The organism is Jidongwangia harbinensis, assembly GCF_020216025.1.
Classification (GTDB): domain Bacteria; phylum Actinomycetota; class Actinomycetes; order Mycobacteriales; family Micromonosporaceae; genus Actinoplanes; species Actinoplanes harbinensis.
Genome location: NZ_JAIWNC010000047.1, coordinates 1 through 18,755 on the forward strand (window position 1 = coordinate 1; position 18,755 = coordinate 18,755).

General features: G+C 73.1%; 14 protein-coding genes and 1 tRNA gene. 10 read left to right on the forward strand and 5 right to left on the reverse strand.

Features of this window, described 5'->3' with window-relative positions; all coding sequences use genetic code 11:
• Window positions 1-168 precede the first annotated feature (168 nt).
• The gene (locus LDL48_RS37495; protein ID WP_225259917.1) at window positions 169-315 is read left to right on the forward strand and encodes a hypothetical protein; all 147 of its coding nucleotides are present in this window, start codon (window positions 169-171) and stop codon (window positions 313-315) included.
• 245 nt (window positions 316-560) lie between these two features.
• On the opposite strand, the gene LDL48_RS37500 is transcribed toward LDL48_RS37495, so the two are convergent.
• A tRNA-Leu gene (locus LDL48_RS37500) sits at window positions 561-645 on the reverse strand.
• Between the two features lie 199 nt (window positions 646-844).
• Here LDL48_RS37500 and LDL48_RS37505 point away from each other — a divergent pair.
• The 8 genes from LDL48_RS37505 (at window position 845) to LDL48_RS37540 (ending at window position 14,000) form a co-directional block, all read left to right on the forward strand.
• On the forward strand, window positions 845-2,314 hold the full coding sequence (locus tag LDL48_RS37505; RefSeq protein WP_225259918.1) for a tetratricopeptide repeat protein: 1,470 nt from the start codon (window positions 845-847) through the stop codon (window positions 2,312-2,314).
• A 76-nt stretch (window positions 2,315-2,390) separates the two neighbouring features.
• Window positions 2,391-5,048: a fibronectin type III domain-containing protein gene (locus tag LDL48_RS37510; RefSeq protein ID WP_225259956.1), complete on the forward strand. Its 2,658-nt coding sequence runs from the start codon at window positions 2,391-2,393 to the stop codon at window positions 5,046-5,048.
• A gap of 7 nt (window positions 5,049-5,055) precedes the next feature.
• Window positions 5,056-6,036 (forward strand): AAA family ATPase, encoded by a 981-nt coding sequence (locus LDL48_RS37515; protein WP_225259919.1) that lies wholly within the window; start codon window positions 5,056-5,058, stop codon window positions 6,034-6,036.
• A complete protein-coding gene (locus LDL48_RS37520; protein ID WP_225259920.1) occupies window positions 6,033-7,154 on the forward strand; it encodes a DUF58 domain-containing protein in 1,122 nt (373 codons plus the stop codon). Before LDL48_RS37515 ends, LDL48_RS37520 begins: the two co-directional genes overlap by 4 nt.
• On the forward strand, window positions 7,148-9,805 hold the full coding sequence (locus LDL48_RS37525) for a transglutaminase TgpA family protein (RefSeq protein WP_225259921.1): 2,658 nt from the start codon (window positions 7,148-7,150) through the stop codon (window positions 9,803-9,805). Before LDL48_RS37520 ends, LDL48_RS37525 begins: the two co-directional genes overlap by 7 nt.
• A gap of 30 nt (window positions 9,806-9,835) precedes the next feature.
• Complete coding sequence (locus tag LDL48_RS37530) at window positions 9,836-10,498, forward strand: DUF3159 domain-containing protein (protein WP_225259922.1); 663 nt, start codon at window positions 9,836-9,838, stop codon at window positions 10,496-10,498.
• A gap of 108 nt (window positions 10,499-10,606) precedes the next feature.
• Window positions 10,607-12,529: a S1 family peptidase gene (locus LDL48_RS37535; RefSeq protein WP_225259923.1), complete on the forward strand. Its 1,923-nt coding sequence runs from the start codon at window positions 10,607-10,609 to the stop codon at window positions 12,527-12,529.
• A gap of 25 nt (window positions 12,530-12,554) precedes the next feature.
• Window positions 12,555-14,000, forward strand: a complete 1,446-nt coding sequence (locus LDL48_RS37540) for a pentapeptide repeat-containing protein (protein ID WP_225259924.1) — start codon at window positions 12,555-12,557, stop codon at window positions 13,998-14,000.
• Between the two features lie 40 nt (window positions 14,001-14,040).
• Here LDL48_RS37540 and LDL48_RS37545 read toward each other — a convergent pair whose 3' ends face one another.
• The gene (locus LDL48_RS37545; protein WP_372472280.1) at window positions 14,041-14,889 is read right to left on the reverse strand and encodes a LysR family transcriptional regulator; all 849 of its coding nucleotides are present in this window, start codon (window positions 14,887-14,889) and stop codon (window positions 14,041-14,043) included.
• Between the two features lie 92 nt (window positions 14,890-14,981).
• Here LDL48_RS37545 and LDL48_RS37550 point away from each other — a divergent pair, with 92 nt between their 5' ends.
• Entirely contained in the window at window positions 14,982-15,704 is a 723-nt protein-coding gene (locus LDL48_RS37550) for an SDR family NAD(P)-dependent oxidoreductase (protein WP_225259925.1), read from the forward strand.
• Here LDL48_RS37550 and LDL48_RS37555 read toward each other — a convergent pair.
• From LDL48_RS37555 to LDL48_RS37565, 3 genes are read right to left on the reverse strand one after another with little or no spacing between them, the layout of a single operon-like run.
• The gene (locus LDL48_RS37555) at window positions 15,691-17,196 is read right to left on the reverse strand and encodes a glycosyltransferase family 2 protein (protein WP_225259926.1); all 1,506 of its coding nucleotides are present in this window, start codon (window positions 17,194-17,196) and stop codon (window positions 15,691-15,693) included. The genes LDL48_RS37550 and LDL48_RS37555 overlap by 14 nt on opposite strands.
• Window positions 17,193-18,308, reverse strand: a complete 1,116-nt coding sequence (locus LDL48_RS37560) for a HEAT repeat domain-containing protein (RefSeq protein ID WP_225259927.1) — start codon at window positions 18,306-18,308, stop codon at window positions 17,193-17,195. Before LDL48_RS37560 ends, LDL48_RS37555 begins: the two co-directional genes overlap by 4 nt.
• Complete coding sequence (locus LDL48_RS37565; protein WP_225259928.1) at window positions 18,308-18,682, reverse strand: response regulator transcription factor; 375 nt, start codon at window positions 18,680-18,682, stop codon at window positions 18,308-18,310. The genes LDL48_RS37560 and LDL48_RS37565 overlap by 1 nt, the downstream gene beginning before the upstream one ends.
• Window positions 18,683-18,755: the final 73 nt, after the last annotated feature.

The following is an 18,755-nucleotide window of genomic DNA, read 5'->3' on the forward strand; positions in this document are numbered from 1 at the left end:
CCGGACCGACTCACCCGCCGCCCGCCCTAACCCGATCCGTTCCCGCTCCAACGCCGACAATCTCCCTGCCACAACCCACTCCTACCTGCAGAAACGTGGGTGTTGCATCCAAACCTTGAAATCGCCACTCCGACCTGATCAACGCAAGATCTACTAATGGATCCCTGGGTGTCTCAGACCAAGCTCGACCGGTACCGTGCCGCACTCGACGCCGGTACCGACCCGGTCCTGGTCCAGCAGTGGATCACCCAGGTCCAAGCCGAGAAAGCCGTCGCCGAGGCCGACCTACGACGAATCACGGACGCCGCACCATGACCCCTGACGAGATCAACACCCTGGTCGAGGCCATGGCCGGTATCGCGACGATCCTGCGGCGAGCCGACCCCACGGACAAAGCCGAGGTCTACCGACAACTTGGAATCAAGCTCACATACAAGCCAGGCCTCCGCTTGATTCAAGCAGAGGCCTCGCCAAATGGATCTTGTACTCAAGTGTGTCCGAGGCCCGAGTTGGACCACAAATCCACGGCGACCGGTGGCCGTGGATCATGTACTAAAGTGTGTCCGGAGGGGGACTTGAACCCCCACGCCCGATAAAGGGCACTAGCACCTCAAGCTAGCGCGTCTGCCATTCCGCCACCCGGACCTGCTCTGCACAGCCTAGCGGGACCGATCCCCTGCTCGCACCCGGGATCGGCAGCCCTCTGGAGCTGCACAGGGAAGCACTTTACACGCCCTCCGGCCACCCCCTCATGGAGGCCCGCCGGACGTCGGCGAACATGACGTTCCGGGCATAACGGCAAGTGGTTTGGCGTCGCCGGTGGGCAGCGTGCAGCATGGCGGGCGTGTCCCAGCCGTCCCCGCTCACGCCTGCCCGGCAGCGTGCACAGGCCATGGCCGACTCGGGTGATCGGGCCGGGGCGGTGGCGCTGCTGCGGCACGCGGTTTCGCTGGGGCGGGTGAATCTTGGTGAGGACCATCCGGATGTCCTCGCCGCCGCGCATCAGCTGGCTCGGGTTCACCAGTCCGCCGACGACCCGTCGGCGGCGCGGCGGGTGCTGGAGGAGGCTTACGCTGCCGGTCAGTGGCGGCTGGGCGACGTCGATCCGTTGATGTTGGAGATCTCCTACGACCTCGGCGTGGTGGCGGAGGAGCTGGGAAACCGGCACGAGGCGCGGAAGGCGTTCGGGCGGGTCGCGGAGCACGGGCCGGCGGTGCTGGGCGAGTTCCACTGGGCGGTTACGCGGGCTCAACAGTACCTGGGCGGGCAGACGTCGGCGGTGCGACCTCCGCCGGCACCGACCCAGGCAGTGACGGCTCCGCCACACTATCCGACACCTGGCCAGCCGCCACGACCGGTCGACCAGACCCCGCCGATTCAGCCCGCACCCACCGCCTCACAGAGCCGGCCGGCCCCGCCGGCTCAGCCAGCCCCACCGGTCCAGCCGACCGAGCCGGTCCAATCAGCCCAGCGGATCCAACCGGCCTGGCAGACCCAGCCAGCCCAGCCGACCCAGACACCCCAGCAGACCCAGCCCGCCCGCCCCATGGAGACAGCGCGGCCGGCAGAGCCGACACCACCACCCCCCAGCCCGCCGTCGACCGAACTGTGGCCGGTCCAGCCGCTGGACGTCGAGCCGCCGCCTCTCGTCCGGCGGGTCCCGGGACGGCAGTTGCCGCCCGACACCCGTGACCCTCAGGCGAGGGTCGGGAACGAGCCCACCGTCCTGCATCCAATCGTGCAGCCGCGCACCGGCCTCCCGGCCCACCAGCCCTCACCGCCGCCGGGGCCGCCCCCGTCGCCCGTCACGGCACCACCTGATGCGCCGGCGTACCCGCGGCCGGAAGCGGCGTACCCGGGAACGGGCGGACCGGCGTACCCGCGCAGGGGTCCGGTCCTGTTCGCGGCGATTGCCGCGGTCCTCGCCGCCGTCATCGCGGTGGTCGCGCTGGTCTTCGTGCTTGCCGACCGTGGGGACGGTCCGGACCGGACGGATGTGCCAACTCTGGGCGGTGGGCCGCCGCCGGTGGACGTGCGGGTCCGCGATTTCGGCTCGCGCATCCAGGTGACCTGGGGCGATCCCGGCGAGGGTAAGACCTCCTTCATCGTCACCGGTGGACACCCGGGTGAGGTGCTCAAGCCGATGGGCGAGGTGGGGCCCGGCGTCACGCAGTACGACCTGCAGGGACTCAACGATCAGCTGGACTACTGCTTCGCCGTGGTGGCGGTCTACGGCACCGACCAGTTCGCCAGTTCGCCGCAGGCCTGCACGAGCCGGGTGCCGGGGCGGCCGGAGGCCGATCAGACCGACTGATCCACTACGGACGGCGATCATGGTTATCCACAATCGTGATTGACCGGGTGTCCCCCGCCGTCCCCCTCCCCCTATGATGGCCTCCGTTCTGCAGCGGAAACCCGAGGAGGGACGCGCCGTGACCGCATCGAAGCGCCGCTGGCGCAGCCGCGGTGGCCTCGTCACGATCGGCACGGTCGTGAGCCTGGTGGCCGGCCTGGGCCTGACCGTGCTCGGGCTCGGCGCGGCCGACCAGGCGGTGGCGAGCTTCGATGCCGCGTCCTGGGTCTGGAGTTCCAACAAGAGCGAGATCGCCCGGATCAACGGCGTCACGGCGCGGGTGGACACCCGGGTGGACGTGCCCCGGGGACGCGGCCACAAGATGCAGGTCAGCCAGAACGACCGCTTCGTGATCCTCCGCGACGTGAGCACCGGGCGGATCAGCTCGATGGACCTCACCTCGTTGAAGGAATACCGCGCCAGCCTGAACAATCCCGGCATCGGCGTGCGGGTGGCGCTGCACGAGGATGCCGCCTTCATCATCGACACGGTGCGCGGCGAGGTGGCGCAGCTCGATCCGCGCACGCTGGCACCGCTCGGCGAACCGCTGCGTTACCCGCCGGGGATCACCGGCGGGGTGTTCGACGGCGAGGGTCGGCTGTGGATCGCCGTGCCCAGCCAGGGCACCGTGTCGGCGATCACGGCGGCGCCGCTCGCGTCCGACGGCCCGGAGGGCGGCACCGCCGCGGCCGCGGGTCCGAGCCAGATCAGCACGACCGCGGTCGCTCCGCCGAGCCACGACCTGGCGATCTCCACGCTGGACTCGGGGCTGGCCGTGCTCAACCGCACGACCAACGAGCTGACCACGATCCGCGACGGCAAGGCGGCGACCCCGACGACGCTGCCGCTGACCGGGCCGGGTTCGCTGGCGCCGCGCACCGACGGCCTGGCGGTGCCGGTCACGGAGCCGGACGCGCGACGGGTCTACGTGGTGGCCGACGGCCGGATGCGCAGCCAGTTCCCGGTCCCGGGGGACGGCACCCGGCTGGAGCCGGCGGTGGCCTGGGAGGGCTTCTTCTACGTCGCCGACTCGGACACCGGCGTCGTGCACGTCTTCGACGGCGCGGGACAGCCGCAGCGGGACATCCCGTTCCGGAACGCGGGCGGGCCGCTGGAACTCGAGGTACGGGAGAACTACCTGTTCATCAACGCGCCGGGCTCGTCGACGGCACGGGTGGTGGACAACGCGCACACGGTGCGGGTGGTCGACAAGTACGCCGACGACGTGCTCGGCGGGGACGCGCCGCCCGCGCCGCCGACTCCCCCGCCGCCGCCGAAGCCGAAGAAGCCGACGGTGAGCGAGCCGGGCCCGCCGCGCAACGTGCGCGCCGCGGCCGGTGACGCCGAGGCCCGGGTGAGCTGGCAGGCGGCGAGCGCGAACGGCGCGTCGATCTCGCGGTACGTGGTGGTGGGTGCGGGCCGGACGTTCCAGGTGGGCGCGAACCAGCGGTCGGTGAACGTGACCGGGCTGACCAACGGTGAGACGTACCGGTTCGAGGTGCACGCGGTCAACGCGAAGGGCGACGGGCCGTCGCGGACCAGCAACCCGGTGCGGCCGACGTCCGAGGTGCCGGACGCGCCGACCGAGGTACGCGCCGAGGCGCGGCCGGACGGCACGGTGGTGGTGCGGTGGCCGGCCGCGAACGGGCAGGGCCTGGACATCAAGCGGTACACGGTGACCGCGGTGTCCGAGGGCGGCAGCGCGCCGATCGGCGAGTCGGACGGCCCCGAGCTGGTGCTGCGGGACGGCGAGCTGCAGTACGGCCAGCAGTACGCGTTCACCGTGGTCGCGGTCAACGAGCGTGGCGCCGGGTCGAAGGCGTCGCCGGTGAGCAACAGCGTGGTGCCGTTCGCGAAGCCGGGCCGGCCCGAGGCGGTGGACGCGGCCACGGTCGGCGACCAGGCCGGCGCGGTCCGGGTGACCTGGACGCCGTCGGTGGACAACGGCCGCCCGGTGTCGAAGTACGTGGTGACCGCCGGTGGCCGGTCCACCGATGTGGTCGACGGCACCGCGGTCACGTTGACCGGGTTCGACGCCGGTGCCACCGTCGCCGTGCAGGTGCGTGCGGTCAACGAGGCCGGGGACAGTGAGCCGGGCACCGCGACCGCCCGTACGGTGGCCGAGCCGACCGTGACGATCACCGGTAGCTCGGCGACGTTCAACACGGCGACCGTCACGTTCAGCGTGGATGCGGGGGGCGGCACGGCCACCTGCTCGGTCTCGGCGAACAACGGCGGCGGGTCGGACGACGGCAGCTGCTCCAGCCTGACGGCGAAGAAGCTGAAGCCCAGCACGGCCTACACGCTGACGGTGACGGCGAAGAACGCGGCCGGGACGGTGACGAAGACCCGCGCCCAGACGACCGACGCGCTGTACGGCACCGCCCGGTGCGTCAACGGTGAAGAGGGCGAGACCAGGACGTACTGCAACGACGACGTCAACGGGCGCAACGGCAACGAGATCTTCGAGGTCACCCGGCAGGACAACGACCGCCAGGCCGGGTGGGTGGAGAACGGCACGCGGCTGAAGGCGTTCTGCAAGAAGTCCGGCGAACATGTGGACTCTTACATCTACAACAGCCAGAAGGCCAGCAGCATGTGGATCCAGGTGGACTACAAGGGCAAGAACTACATCCCGTACGCGTGGCTGAACCTCGACGGCGGCGACGACCTCGACAACCTGCCCGGCTGTTAGGTCACCCGTGCAACCGGAACCCCTGCCGCCCCAGCACATCCAGGGCTTCGCCCAGATCGCCGGGCAGCTCGCCGACCGGATCGGCACTGTGGTGCTGGGCAAGCCGGACGTGGTGCGGCTGACGCTGACCGCGTTGTTCGCCCAGGGTCACGTGCTGCTCGAGGACGTGCCCGGGGTGGGCAAGACGACGTTGGCCCGGGCGCTCGCCGCGGCGGTGCGCGGGCAGTGGCGGCGGATCCAGTTCACGCCCGACCTGCTGCCGTCCGACGTGTCCGGCGTGACGATCTTCAACCAGGCCAGCCGCGGGTTCGAGTTCCACCCCGGACCGGTGTTCGCCAACCTGGTCATCGCCGACGAGATCAACCGGGCCTCGCCGAAGACGCAGTCCGCGCTGCTGGAGGTCATGGAGGAACGCCGGGTCACCGTGGACGGCGTGCCGCACCCGGTGCCGCAGCCGTTCCTCGTGGTGGCGACGCAGAACCCGGTCGAGATGGACGGCACCTACCGGCTGCCCGAGGCGCAGCTGGACCGGTTCCTGGTGAAGCTCTCGGTCGGCTATCCGGACGAGGACGTCGAGGTGGAGGTGCTGCGCGGGGCGGCGCTGCGGTCCCCGGACACCCTCGAACCGGTCACCGACACCGCGACCGTCGGCGAGATGGTCCGGATGGCGTTGCACGTACACATCGCCGACCCGCTGTACACGTACGCGGTCCGGCTGGCTGCCGCGACCCGCAACCACCCGCAGGTCCGGGTCGGCGTCAGTCCGCGTGGCGTGATCGCGCTGACCCGCGCGGCCTGCGCGTACGCGCTGATCAACGGCCGCGGGTACGTGCTGCCCGAAGACCTCAAGGCGCTGGTGGAACCGGTGTTCGCGCACCGCGTGCTGCTCTCCCCGGACGCCCAGTTGCGCGGCGTCACCGCGGCGGAGGTGCTGAACGACGCGATCCGGTCCGTTCCGGTGCCGCTGCCGGACAACCAACGCGCGTGAAGGGCGTCACCGCGCGCGGCGCCGGTGTCCTGGCCGCCGCGTGCGCACTGCTCGCCGCCGGGTTCCGGTTCGGATACCCGGACCTGGCGCTGCTCGGTGCGGCGGCGGCGGTCGCGGCGGCCTCCGCGGCCGGGTTCGCGTCCTGGCGGCCCAGGCTCGGCGTCGCCCGGGTCGCCGACCCGGACCGGGTGGCCCGTGGTGAGCCGGCGAACCTGGCGCTGACCGTGCGCAACACCAGCCGGTTACGCGCTGCCAGCCTGGTCGCCACGGACCGCTGCGCCGGCCGGGACGTGCCGGTTCCGCTGCTGCGGCTGCGCCCGGGCCACGACACCACGGTGACCTATCCGGTGCCCACCGAGCGGCGGGGCGTGGTGCCGGTGGGACCGCTGCGGGTCACCCGTACCGATCCGCTGGGGTTGGTGTCGCTGGCCCGCACCTACGGCGACACCGCGGCGGTCTGGGTGCATCCGCGGATCCACCTGCTGCGGGCGGTTCCGGCGGGGATGGCGCGCAGCCTCGACGGACGGATCGACAAGGTGCCGCACGGCACGATCACGTTCGATTCGCTGCGCGAGTACGTGGTCGGCGACGAGCTGCGCCGGGTGCACTGGCGCAGCAGCGCGAAGGTCGGCGAACTGATGGTCCGCGAGCAGTTGGACACCAGCGAACCGACCATCGTGGTGCTGCTCGACGACCGCGCGGTCGCGCACCCGGACCCGGAGTCGTTCGAGGTGGCCTGCGAGGCCGCCGCGTCGATCGTCAGCGCCGCGGTCCGGGAGGACCTGCCGGTCAGCCTGCACCTGGTCTGCGGCGAACGCACCGGCCCGTTCCTCGACGTGCTCACCGAGGTGACGCTCGCCGACGGCGACCTGACCACCCGCGTCCGGACGCTGCGCAGCCGGCGCCTCGGCGACACCCTGGTGTTCCTCACCGGGCCGGGCGGGCACCCCGACCTGGGCGCGGTGAGCGGGCTGCGCGGGCCGTACCCGGTGGTGATCGCCGGGTTGTTCGGCGACCGGGACGGCGCGCCGGTGTCCACCAGCGGCGGCATGATCGTGGTGGAGGCGGACGACGGCCGGGAATTCGCCGCCGCGTGGGACGGTGTGCGCGGATGGTGAGGCTGGCGCGCGACGCGGTGGTACCGCGGATGGTGCGGCCGGCGCGCGCCGCGGTGGTACCGCTGATGCTGGCCGGGTTGATCGCCCTGTCCGGACTGGTCCTCGGCCGGATCTACGCGGACGGGCTGCTCGCGCAGCTGGTCGCCGGCGCCGCGGTGCTGTCCGTCGGCGCCGGGGTGGCCGCGAGCCGGCTGCCCAGCTGGAGCGTCGCGCCCGGGTCGGTGCTGCTGCTGGCCGGGTACACCGCGGGCGCGCTGGCCGTGGCGGCGAACCGGGCGGACATCCGCGAACCGCTGCCGGAGGTCCTCCCCGACGCGCTCGTGAACGGCATTCCCCGCCTGCTCACCGCGATGATCCCGGTGGAGGCCACGCCGGACACGGTGGTGGTGCCGGTGATCGCCGCGTGGCTCGCCGGGCTGGCCGGCACGGAGATCGCGGTGCGCGCCGGCCGGGTGCTGCTGGGTTGTCTGCCCGCGGCCGCGCTGTACGCGGGTGCGCTCTACGTCGTCGGCCCCAACGCGGCCGCCGCCGGGTGGCCCACGCTGCTGTTCGCCGTCGCGGTGGTGGCCGGTCTCGCTGTTTCCCGACCCCGCAGCGGTACGGATCTCCGGGACGTCCCCGCTCCCACGCGCACGGCCGTGCGGGGACGCGCGCTGGCCGGTGCCGCCGCCGGGCTGGCCGTCGTGGTCGGGCTCATCGCCCTGGTCGGTCCGTGGGTCAGTGGTCAGGTGTCGGCGACGCCGGTGGACCCGCGCCGGTACGTGGAGCCACCCCAGGTGGACAGCCTCGACGAGAGCCCGCTGAACCGGATCTCCGGGTGGGCGCTCAACCCGGACCAGCGGTTGCTGCAGGTGGAGCCGATGCCGGCCGGACGGGAGACATCGGTACGGCTGCGGCTGGCGGTGCTGTCCGACTACGACGGTGTCACGTGGCGGGTCGGTGCCACGTACCGCAACGCGGGCCGGGTGCTGCCACCCCAGCCGGCCCTGCCGGACGTGGCGGTGGACCAGGTACGCCAGGACATCACGATCGCCGAACTGACCGGGCGCCTGCTGCCGGTGGTGCCCACGCCGACCGAGGTGACCGGTGCCCGGGTGGCGTACGACCCGGCGACCGGCACGCTGATCCGGCCCGAGAAGCTGCAGAAGGGCGTCCGGTACGCGGTCACCTCCGCACGGCAGACTCCGGACCTGAACCTGCTGCCCGCCGCGGACACCCCGCCCGGCGACACGGTCACGCGCTACCTGACCGTGGGTGCGGGCGTACCGGATTCGGTCGAGCGGCTCGCCGACCAGCTGGCCGACGGCAACGGCGCCGCGTTCGACCGGGCCGTCGCCATCGAGGAGTTCCTCGCCGAGCATTACCGCAAGGTGTCCGACGCGCCCAGCGGGCACGCGTACCCCAATCTGTCGTTCTTCCTGTTCGGGCCGCGCAACCGGGGCGGACAGGTGGGCACGTCGGAGCAGTTCGCGGCGTCGTTCGCGCTGCTGGCGCGGCTGACCGGACTGCCCAGCCGGGTGGTGGTCGGCTTCGACGCCCCGGCGGCCGGTGGCACCGTCACCGGGGCGGACGCGGTGGCCTGGCCGGAGATCCTGTTCGAGGACCTGGGGTGGGTGGCGTTCGACCCGCTGCCGAAGAGCAAGGAACCGCCGCGGCCGGTCGAGGAGGACTTCACCCCGAAGCCGTCCACGCCGCCGCCGACCACGCCGGACGCCACCCCGCCGAGTGACGAACCGAGCGCGTCCGCCGCGCCGCCGGTCCTGGCGGCCGTCCCGGACGGCGGCGCGCCGGCCGTGCTGGTGGCCGGGGGCGCCTCCGGGTCGGTGCTGCTGGTGCTGGCCGGGGTGGCGCTGGCCGTGGTGCTGATGCGCCGGTCGCAGCGCCGGCGCCGGCTGGTCGAGGGCGCGCCGCACGACCGCATCGCCGGTGCCTGGCTGGAGTTCACCGATGCGCTGCGGCTGGCGGGGCGGCCGGTGCCGCGGTATCTGGCCGCGACGGAGGCGGCGGCGTTCGCCTCGGTGCTGCCGCCGCCACCGGAGGGAATCCTCAGGCGCGGTCTCCGGTTGCGGCCCGCGGCACCCCGGCCGGGCCGAGCGGGCAGCGCACCAGACCCCGCCTTACCGGACGCCGCACCACACCCCGGCCCGCCGGACACCGCACCGCCGACGGAGGAGGAGGCCGGCACCGGCCGGCGGCCGGCACCGGACCGGACCGTCGCCGGCCCGCTGCCGCCGCTGGACGAACTGGTCGCCGGGGTGAACATCGCCGGTTTCGCGCCGGCCGCGGCCGACGCCGACCAGGCGGACCGGGCGGCAGCGCAGGTCGTCGCGTACGCCGACGCGCTCCGCGAGCGGCGTCCCCGGTGGCGGCAGCTCTGGTGGCAGGTCCATCCCGGTCCGCTGTACTGGCATCGCCGGACCGCGCACCCAGGCCCCGGCACGGAACCGGCGGCAGCACCCCCGGCCGGCCTCCCCGGACCGCCCGCCGCATACCCCGGCCCACAACCGAACCAGTCCCCCACACCCCCCGACCCAGGACTTGAGTCCGCCGCCGCGCGGCCCGGCCCCGAGCCGGCTCCCGCACGCCCCGGCCCGCGGGCCTCCGGCGACGCGCCGGTAACCGGCGTCGACGGTGCCGGACCCGCCGGTTAGGCTGGCCTAAGTTCAAGGCGGGGGTGAGGCGTGGCGGACGAGTCGCTGGCGGACCTGCTCGGCGGGCGACGTGCCGCGGTCGACGCCACCGTGCCCGCCGTCGGGTTCGTGGGTGGCTGGCTCGCCGGCGGCCAGTCCGTCTGGGCCGGTGCCGGCGCCGCGGTGGTCGCGGCGGTGGCCGTGTCGGCCTGGCGGCTCGCGCGTGGCGACCGGCCCCGCGCCGTCCTCATCGGGCTGCTCGGGGTGTGCGTCGCCGCGCTGGTCGCGCTGCGCACCGGCCGGGCCGAGGACTTCTTCCTGCTGCAGCTGCTCAGCAACGCCGCCAGCGCACTGGCCTGGGTGGTCAGCATCGTGATCCGGTGGCCGCTGCTGGGCGTCGTGGTCGGCGCCGTGCTCGGCCAGCGGACCCGGTGGCGGCGGGACCCGGAGCTGCTGCGGGCGTACTCGCGCGGCAGTTGGGTGTGGGTCGGCCAGTACGTGGTGCGGGTGGCGGTGTTCCTGCCGCTCTACGCCGGCGGGCAGGTGGTGGCGCTGGGCGCGGCCCGGGTCGCGTTGACCTGGCCGCTGGTGGCGGCGTGCCTGGCGGTGAGCTGGTGGGTGATCCGGCGCAGTCTGCCGGCCGGGCACCCGGGTCTGCGGCACCCGGTGACCGACCCGGCGATGGCGGCCGGCCGCCCCGACGACGGTTCCTGATTCCCCAGCTGATCGGCATTGCTCGATCCGGCGGCGCTGTGGTTACATGGCGCCGACACGGGGACGAGCGGGGGCTTGAACTTCATGACACATCGATTTCGCACGCCCATGCGTGCTTTCTGCGCATCGGCCGCTGCCGCTCTGGTCTGGCTCGGTGCCGGACCGGCGGCTGCGATCACCGGCGGCGCCGACACGGCGGACCACCCGTTCGTCGCCCAGATCTCCATCGGCGCCACCGAGCGGTCGTGCAGCGGCGCGCTCGTCCACCCGCAGCTCGTCCTGACCGCCGCGGCGTGCTTCGCCGACGCGCAGGGCACGGTCCGCGGCGGCGATCCGGCCTGGCCCACCACGGTCACGGTCGGCCGGGCGAACCTGGCCGGCGGCACCGGCGGCACGGTCACCGCGGTCACCGACGTCGTCCCGCACCCGGACCGCGACCTGGCGCTGGCCCGGCTGGAGGCCCCGGCGACGGCCGCGCCGGTCGCCATCGCGACCGCCGCGCCGGAGGCCGGCGAGACACTGAGCATCGCCGGGTACGGCCGGACCGCGACCGACTGGGTGCCGGACCGGCTCAAGCAGGGCCGGTCCACGGTCACCGCCGTTTCCGGTGCGACGTTCGCCATCTCGTCCGGTGACGCCGGGGCCGGGGTGTGCCGGGGCGACGCCGGCGGCCCCGCGTTCCGGGACCGCGACGGCACCGTGGAGCTGCTGGCCGTGCACCACGACTCCAATCAGGCCGGTTGCCTGGGCGAGCCGCGCGGCGAGGCGACCGCCACCGAGACCCGGGTGGACGACATCCGGGCCTGGATCGTCGGGCAGTTCCCCGGTTTCGTCACCGGCCTGGAGGCGGGCCAGCCCGCACCGCACTTCAAGAACGCCGTCGACGACACCGGGGCCGGCCACGGCGGCATCCGCAACGTGGTCGGGGTGTGCTGCGAGCTGACCGGTCCCGAGGCGGACGTCCGGGCCGAGGGCACCCCGCACGGCGGCCGGCAGGCCTTGATGTATTCCGGCAAGGACAACAACGCGACCAGTTCGTACGCGTACACCAAGGTGTTCAAGCCCGGGAACCTGCGGGTCCGGGCGTCCACCGTGCTGTCCTACTGGATCTTCCCGCAGAGCACCACCGGGAACCGCAACGTGACCGGCAGCAACAGCACCTGCGTGGCGGTCGACCTGGTCTACACGGACGGCAAGAACCTGCGCGACTCCGCGCTGGTGGACCAGCGGGGCAACCGGCCGCACCCGGCCCACCAGTGCAACAAGCTGCCGCTGGACACCTGGACGCAGGTGGTCGTGCCGATCGGCGAGGCGGCCGAGGGCAAGCAGATCGCCACCGTCTCGGTCGGCTACGACCAGCCGGCGAACACCGGTGGCTACCGCGGGTACGTCGACGACATCGCGATCACCGACGTCATCGCGCCGGCCCCGTTCGCCACCGGTCTGGAGACCGGCCAGCCCGCTCCGACGTGGAGCGACACCGTGTCGACCGGCGCGCCGCGCGGCGGGCTGAAGAACGTCAGCGGGGTGTGCTGTTCCCTGACCGGCCCGGAGACCGGCGTGCGGGCGGAGACCCCGACGCACGGCGGCGAGAAGATGCTGATGTTCTCCGGCAAGGACGACAACGCGACCAGCTCGCACGCCTACACGAAGGTGTTCCAGCTGAGCAGCGTGTTCGTCACGCCGAGCACCCGGTTGTCGTACTGGATCTATCCACAGAGCACCACCAGCAACCGTCATGTGACCGGCCAGAACAGCACCTGCGTGGCGATGGACGCGATCTTCCTGGACCACCGCGACGCCACGCAGCTCAGCCTGCGCGACGCGGACGTGGTCGACCAGCGTGGCAACGCCGTGCATCCGCGGGCCCAGTGCACCAAGGTGCCGCTCGACCAGTGGACCTACGTGAGTGTGCCGCTCGGCGCGGCGGCCAACGGCCGGGAGATCACCCAGCTGGACATCGGGTACGACCAGCCGGCGAACACCGGCGGCTACCGCGGCTGGATCGACGACATCCGCATCACGCACTAGGCCACGTGACCTGGGGCGGGACGGCATGATCAGGGCTCGGGGCAATCTGCTGGCGAGCTGGGCCCTCGCGGTGGTCAGCATGGGCCTGCTGGCCTCCGCGGTGGTTCCGTGGCAGTGGCTGGCCGGGGTGGCCCGCGGACGGTCCGCGCTCGACCTGCTGTTGCTCAGTTCGGCCCTGATCTGCCTGATCGCCGCGTTCGTCGTCCGGCCGATGTACTTCTACACCCCGGAGTTCCCGCCCGGGGTGCGCAATCTGCACACCTTCACAGCGTGGTGGGCGGTCGCCGCCGCAGCGGTCGTGGCGGCGACCATGTGGGCCACCACGGCGTGGCTGCTGCACGAGGCGTCGTCGATCCGGCCGGCGTCGGATCAGGCGAGGGCCCGGATCGAGGCGATCCGAACGGGACTGACGGCGGCCGGCGGCGCCGGAGCCGCGGCGGCGCTGTTGCTGGCGTTCCGCCGTCAGCATCACCAGGAACATGCCGCGAAGGGTGTGGAGTACGACGCCGCCGAGAAGCGGATCACGGAGCTGTACGTCAAGGCCGCCGAGCAACTCGGTTCGGACAAGGCGCCGGTGCGGATGGCCGGCCTCTACGCGCTGGAACGGCTCGCGCAGGGCGAACCCGGCCATCGGCGGACCATCGCCAACCTCATCTGCGCCTACCTCCGCATGCCGTTCCCGGCCGGCGACGACGACGGCGACGCCGGATCACCGTCCCCGGACGAACTGGAGGTGCGCCGCACCGCGCAGGGCGTCCTCCTCGGCCACCTGCGACCCGCCGATCAGGGCTTCTGGCGCGACCTCGAACTCAACTTCGCCGGTGCCGTGCTGGTCGACTTCGACATGCGCGGCTGCCGGGTGGGCCCGGCACAGTTCGCCGGCGCCACGTTCCGGGGATGGGCGTCGTTCGAGGGGACCACGTTCGACGGTCCGGCCTCGTTCCTCGGCGCCACCTTCCCGGAGTTCGCCAACTTCGCCGGGGCCACGTTCCAGGACACCGCCTGGTTCAGCGACGCGCGTTTCGAGGGCCGGCCCGGGCGGGGCGAGGTCGCGGTCCACGACCCTCGGCTGAGTGACGCCCCGGCCTTTGAGGGGGCCTCGTTCTGCGATGCGGTGTTCGAGGACTTCGCGGCCTTCCGGAGCGTCTCGTTCGCCGGGGACGCCCGCTTCGACGGTGCCGCCTTCCTCGACGGCTGCGCGTTCAGCAGCGCGTCGTTCCTCGGCGACGCCCGCTTCGGCCGGACGGTCTTCCAGGGCGGCGCGGAGTTCGGCGGCGAGGACTTCACGGTGAACGCGTACGCCGGCGCCGCCTTCCACGGCCTGATCTCGTTCGACGGGGCGTCGTTCGGCAGACCGCCCGGCTTCGACGGGGTGCACCTCTCCGGCCCGCTGGACCGTGCGCACCTCCCACCGCAGGGATGGCAGGTCGAGCCCGACGGACCCGATTCCGCACGCCTGGTCCGCGGATAGCCCGACGCCGCACACCGGCGCGTGGACGGGCCAGCGGCGGTCAGAGCCGGGAGGCCGTGCGGACCAGCCCGGCGACGGCCCGGGACCGGCTGTGCGCGGGCCAGGCGAGCACCGTGGTGACCAGGGCGGAGTCGGTCAGCGGAATGGCGGCGTGCGCGCTCCACAGCCAGGACCGGGCGGACGCGCAGAGCACCGCCGTGGTGTGTCCGAGCGCGATCAGCTGGGCCAGCTGGGACAGGTCACGGATCTCCGGGCCCGGGCCGGGTTCGTACCGGCCGTCCGGATCGGGCCAGCGGGCCAGCGGCAGGTCCGGCACGTCGCTGATCTCGGCCGTGGTCAGCGACGTGCGCGCGGCCAGCGGGTGCGCGGCGGGCACGATGGCGACCTGCGGCTCGGTCGTCAGGTCCTCGGTGTCGAAGCCGGCGAGGTTGTCGAAGGGCCGCTGCATGAATGCCACGTCGGCGCGCCCGTCGCGCAGCATCCGCGCCTGGTCCCCCATCCCGCACAGCACCACCTCGATCTCGGCCGCGTCGGGCTCGGCGGCGTGCGCGTCGAGCAGGTTCCGCAGCAGGTCGTGGTTCGCGCCGGCCTTCGTCGCCAGCACCAGCCGGGTGGTGGTGGACGCGGCGCGGCGGGTGCGGCGGGCGGCGGCCGCGGCACCGTCGAGCAGGGTCCGGGCCTCGTCGAGCAGCACCTGCCCGGCGCCGGTGAGCGCGACGCCGCGGCGGTTGCGGTCGAGCAGGGTCACGCCGAGGCGTCGTTCCAGCTGCTGGATCGCCCGGGACAGCGGCGGCTGGGCCATGCCGAGGCGCTCGGCGGCCCGGCCGAAGTGCAGTTCCTCGGCGACCGTGACGAAGTATCGCAGTTCGCGGGTCTCCAGCGTGTCCACCGCACCACGATACGTCGGTGATACCGGGCGGGTATGACAGCGCACCGGATCGGTGTTGGGCCGCCGGTCCCGGACCGGCCAGCATCGACGTCATGAGTGACACGAAGACCGCGCTGGTGACCGGCGCGAACAAGGGACTGGGGTACGAGATCGCGGCCGGGCTGGGCGCTCTCGGCTACCGGGTGGCGGTGGGTGCCCGCGACGGCGCCCGGGGCGAGGCGGCCGTGAAGTCGCTGCACGCCGCGGGGGTGGACGCGTTCGCGGTCCCGCTGGACGTCACCGACGACCGCAGCGTGGCCGGGGCGGTGGACCTGCTCGAGCGCCTGGACGTGCTGGTCAACAACGCCGGGATCTCGGGCGAGACCGGCCCGGGGTGGGTGCAGGACCCGACCACGCTGGACCTGGACGTGGTCCGCGAGATCGTGGAGACCAACGTCTACGGGGTGATCCGGGTGACCAATGCGATGCTGCCGTTGCTGCGGCGGTCCGCGTCGCCGCGGATCGTCAACGTCTCCAGCAGCGTCGGGTCGGTGACCTGGCAGGCGGACCCGGCCGTCGAGGTGGGCCCGATCATGGCGGCGTACTCGCCGACGAAGTCGTATCTGAACGCCGTCACCGTGCAGTACGCGCGGCAGTTCGCCGGCACCGGCATCCTGATCAACGCGGCCTGCCCGGGCCTGGTGGCGACGGACTTCACCGGCTTCGTCGGCCGCCCGCCGCGGGAGGCCGCGGCCACCCCGATCCGCCTCGCCACGCTGCCCGACGGCGGCCCGACCGGCACGTTCGTCAACGACGACGGCGTCATCCCCTGGTAGGTGGGTGCAGTCCGACCGTCTCCATCGGGGGCGCCGCCGGGTTGACCGGCCTCTCGCCGGCGTCGGCGGCCACCGTCTCGAACCCCTGCCGTTCCATCGTGCCCCACACGGCCTGCCCGCCGCGCCACGCACCGACCGCGCCGCGCACCTGCCACACCGCCAGCACCTGCCGGTAGCCGAAGTTCTCGCCGATCGCCGCCAGCACCCCGCGCAGCAGGTCGGACCAGCGCCGGTAGCGGTGGAACGACACCTCCTCGATGAACAGCGACACCAGGCTGACCAGCAGGCCGTAGCCGTACGCGGCCAGGGCGAACTTCCAGGCGAATTCGACGTCCACCGCGCCCACCCACAGGCCGAGCGGCAGCAGGACCAGGGCGGCGAGTTCGACGAACGGCGCGAGCAGTTCGAACGCCACGTAGTACGGCAGGGCGAGCAGGCCGATCCGGCCGTACCGGGGGTTGCCGATCATGCGGCGGTGTTTGCTCAGGATCTCCGCGATGCCGCGGTGCCAGCGGCGGCGTTGCCGGCCCAGGACGCTCCAGGTGCTCGGGGCCTCGCTCCAGCTGACCGGTTCGGCGACGAACACGACGCGGTAGTCGTCGCCGCGTTCGCGCAGGTAGTGGTGCAGGCGTACGACGAGTTCGGCGTCCTCGCCGATGGTGTCGTGCGCCATGCCGCCGACCTTGACGACGAGGTCGCGGCGGAAGACGCCGAAGGCGCCGGAGATGACCACCAGGCCGCCGAGGCGGGACCAGCCGGTGCGGCCCATCAGGAAGGCGCGCAGGTACTCGACCACCTGGATCCGGACCAGCCAGCGGCGCGGCATCCGGACGTCCACGACGCGGCCACCGACCACCTTGCACCCGTTGGCGATGCGGACCACGCCGCCGCACGCGGCCACCCGCAGCGGGTCGTCACCGAACGGCTTCGCCACCGACAGCAGCGCGTCCGGGTCGAGCACCGAGTCCGCGTCCACCATGCAGATCAGCGGGTGCCGGGCCAGGTTGATGCCGACGTTGAGCGCGTCGGACTTCCCGCCGTTGGTCTTGCGGACCACGGTGAGCACCTCCGGGTTGTCCCGGGCCACGTGCACGCTGAGCACCTGGGACCGGTACGGCACCTCGCCCGGCACCACCCGGGGCACCTCGACCAGGTCGAACTTGCGGCGCAGCAGCTCGAACGTGTCGTCGGACGAGCCGTCGTCGACCACCACGACCTCGAACCGCGGATACCGCAGCGCGGTCATCGCCTGCACCGCGGCCACGATGCCGGCGCCCTCGTTGTGCGCCGGCACGATCACCGACACCGGCAGGGTGAGCGGGCTGCGGAACATGTCGTCGGCACCGGCGAACGGGATCCGCCGCAGGTGCCGGATGAACTCCAGCCCGGCCAGCACCATCAGCACCAGGTAGCTGCTGTTGAGCGCGATGAAGTACGCGAAGATCCCCCAGTCGGTGATCCGCAGGACGTCCCGCACCAGATCCTCGGTCATGCGGTGGTCACCAGCCGGCCGGGCGACGTGATCGCCGCCAGGGCGAGCGCCTCGCGGGCGTGCGCGACCCCGGAGGACGGGCGGGCGTGCGCGCCGATGCCGTTCGCCCGCGCCCGGTTCGCCTCCTCGTCGAGCAGTTCCTGCAGGGCCCGCAGCCCGGCCGGGCCGAGCCGGCGCAGCGCCTGCGCGGCCTCGTGCGCGACCCGGTACGCGTCGTCGTGCACCAGCTCGATCAGCGCCGGCACGGCCGTCGGGGAACCGAGGTCGCCGAGGGCCCGGGCGGCGGCGGCCCGCAGCTCGGTGGGCCGGGCCGGGGCGAGGGCGGCGGTGAGCGGTTCCACGGCGGACCGGGTGCCGAACCGTCCGAGGCTGGCGGCGGCGGACACGCGTACCTCGGGCACCGGGTCCTCCCGCAGCACCCGGGACACCCGCGGCAGCGACCCGGCGGCGCCGAGCAGGCCGAGCGCGTCCAGGCAGACCACCCGTACCCGGGCCTCGGGGTGGTCCAGCGCCGCGGAGAGGGTGACCTCGGTCTCCGGGCCGAGTTGCACCAGGGTGTGGGTGACCAGCAGCGACGGCACCTGATCGGGCTGGTCCAGGCTGGCGATCAGGCGCCAGGCGGCGGCCGGGTCGCCGATCCGGCCGAGTGCCCGGACCGCGACCACGCGCACCTCGCTGTGCCGGTCGGTGAGCAGGCGGCACAGGTCCGGCACGGCCTGCCGCAGTTCCAGGTCGCCGAGGATCTGCGCGGCCCGGGCACGCCGCACCGCGCTGCGCGAGCGCAGGTCACGCAGCGCGGCGCGGGCGGTGCCGCGACGCAGGAAGACCGACACCAGGCCCAGGTGCGCCTCGCCGCGCAGCTTGCCGAGCAGGCTCAGCGCCGCGGGTTCGGCGGCGGACCAGGCGTCGTCGCCGATGGCGACCAGCTCGTCGCCACCGGTCTCGCCGTTGTCCGCGACGAAGGCGAGCAGCGCGCGGCGCGGCCCGGCGGCCAGGGCCGCCCGCCGGCTCTCCCGGACGTGCCGGGCCAGCCGGACCACGACGATGCCGGCGGTCATGCCCACGACCACCGCGGCGAGCACGATCAGGGTGATCTCGAACAGGTCGGACATCAGCGGCCCACCTGCAGCAGCGCCGACTGGACCCGTTCCAGCAGCGCCCGCGGGCTGAACGGTTTGACGACGTAGTCGGTGGCCCCGGCCGCGTAGGCCTGTTCGAGATCCTGCGGACGGGCCCGGGCGGTCAGCATGATGATCGGCACCTCGGTCGGCAGCGGCCCGGCACGCAGTTCGCGGCAGACCTCGAGCCCGGACATGCGGGGCATCCGGACGTCCAGGATGACCAGGTCGGGTGAGTGCCGGCGGGCCGCGTCGAGCGCGCTGAGGCCGTCGGCGGCCTCGACCACCCGCAGCCCGGCCCGGACCAGCTTGAAGGACACCAGTTGCCGGATGTCCGGGTCGTCCTCGACGAGAAGGATGGTGCTCACCGCTTCCCGCTCCCTCCGCCGGTCCGCCCAATATATCCGTTATCAACCGATGCGACCCGGGCAACGGTAGCAA

What these genes read in the sequence shown, in the direction of transcription:
- LDL48_RS37510 (WP_225259956.1), top strand. Translation starts at nt 2,391, where the DNA reads ATGGCCTCCGTTCTGCAGCGGAAACCCGAGGAGGGACGCGCCGTGACC.
- LDL48_RS37525 (WP_225259921.1), top strand. Translation starts at nt 7,148, where the DNA reads ATGGTGAGGCTGGCGCGCGACGCGGTGGTACCGCGGATGGTGCGGCCG.
- LDL48_RS37535 (WP_225259923.1), top strand. Translation starts at nt 10,607, where the DNA reads ATGCGTGCTTTCTGCGCATCGGCCGCTGCCGCTCTGGTCTGGCTCGGT.
- LDL48_RS37540 (WP_225259924.1), top strand. Translation starts at nt 12,555, where the DNA reads ATGATCAGGGCTCGGGGCAATCTGCTGGCGAGCTGGGCCCTCGCGGTG.
- LDL48_RS37550 (WP_225259925.1), top strand. Translation starts at nt 14,982, where the DNA reads ATGAGTGACACGAAGACCGCGCTGGTGACCGGCGCGAACAAGGGACTG.
- LDL48_RS37555 (WP_225259926.1), bottom strand. Translation starts at nt 17,196, where the DNA reads ATGACCGAGGATCTGGTGCGGGACGTCCTGCGGATCACCGACTGGGGG.
- LDL48_RS37560 (WP_225259927.1), bottom strand. Translation starts at nt 18,308, where the DNA reads ATGTCCGACCTGTTCGAGATCACCCTGATCGTGCTCGCCGCGGTGGTC.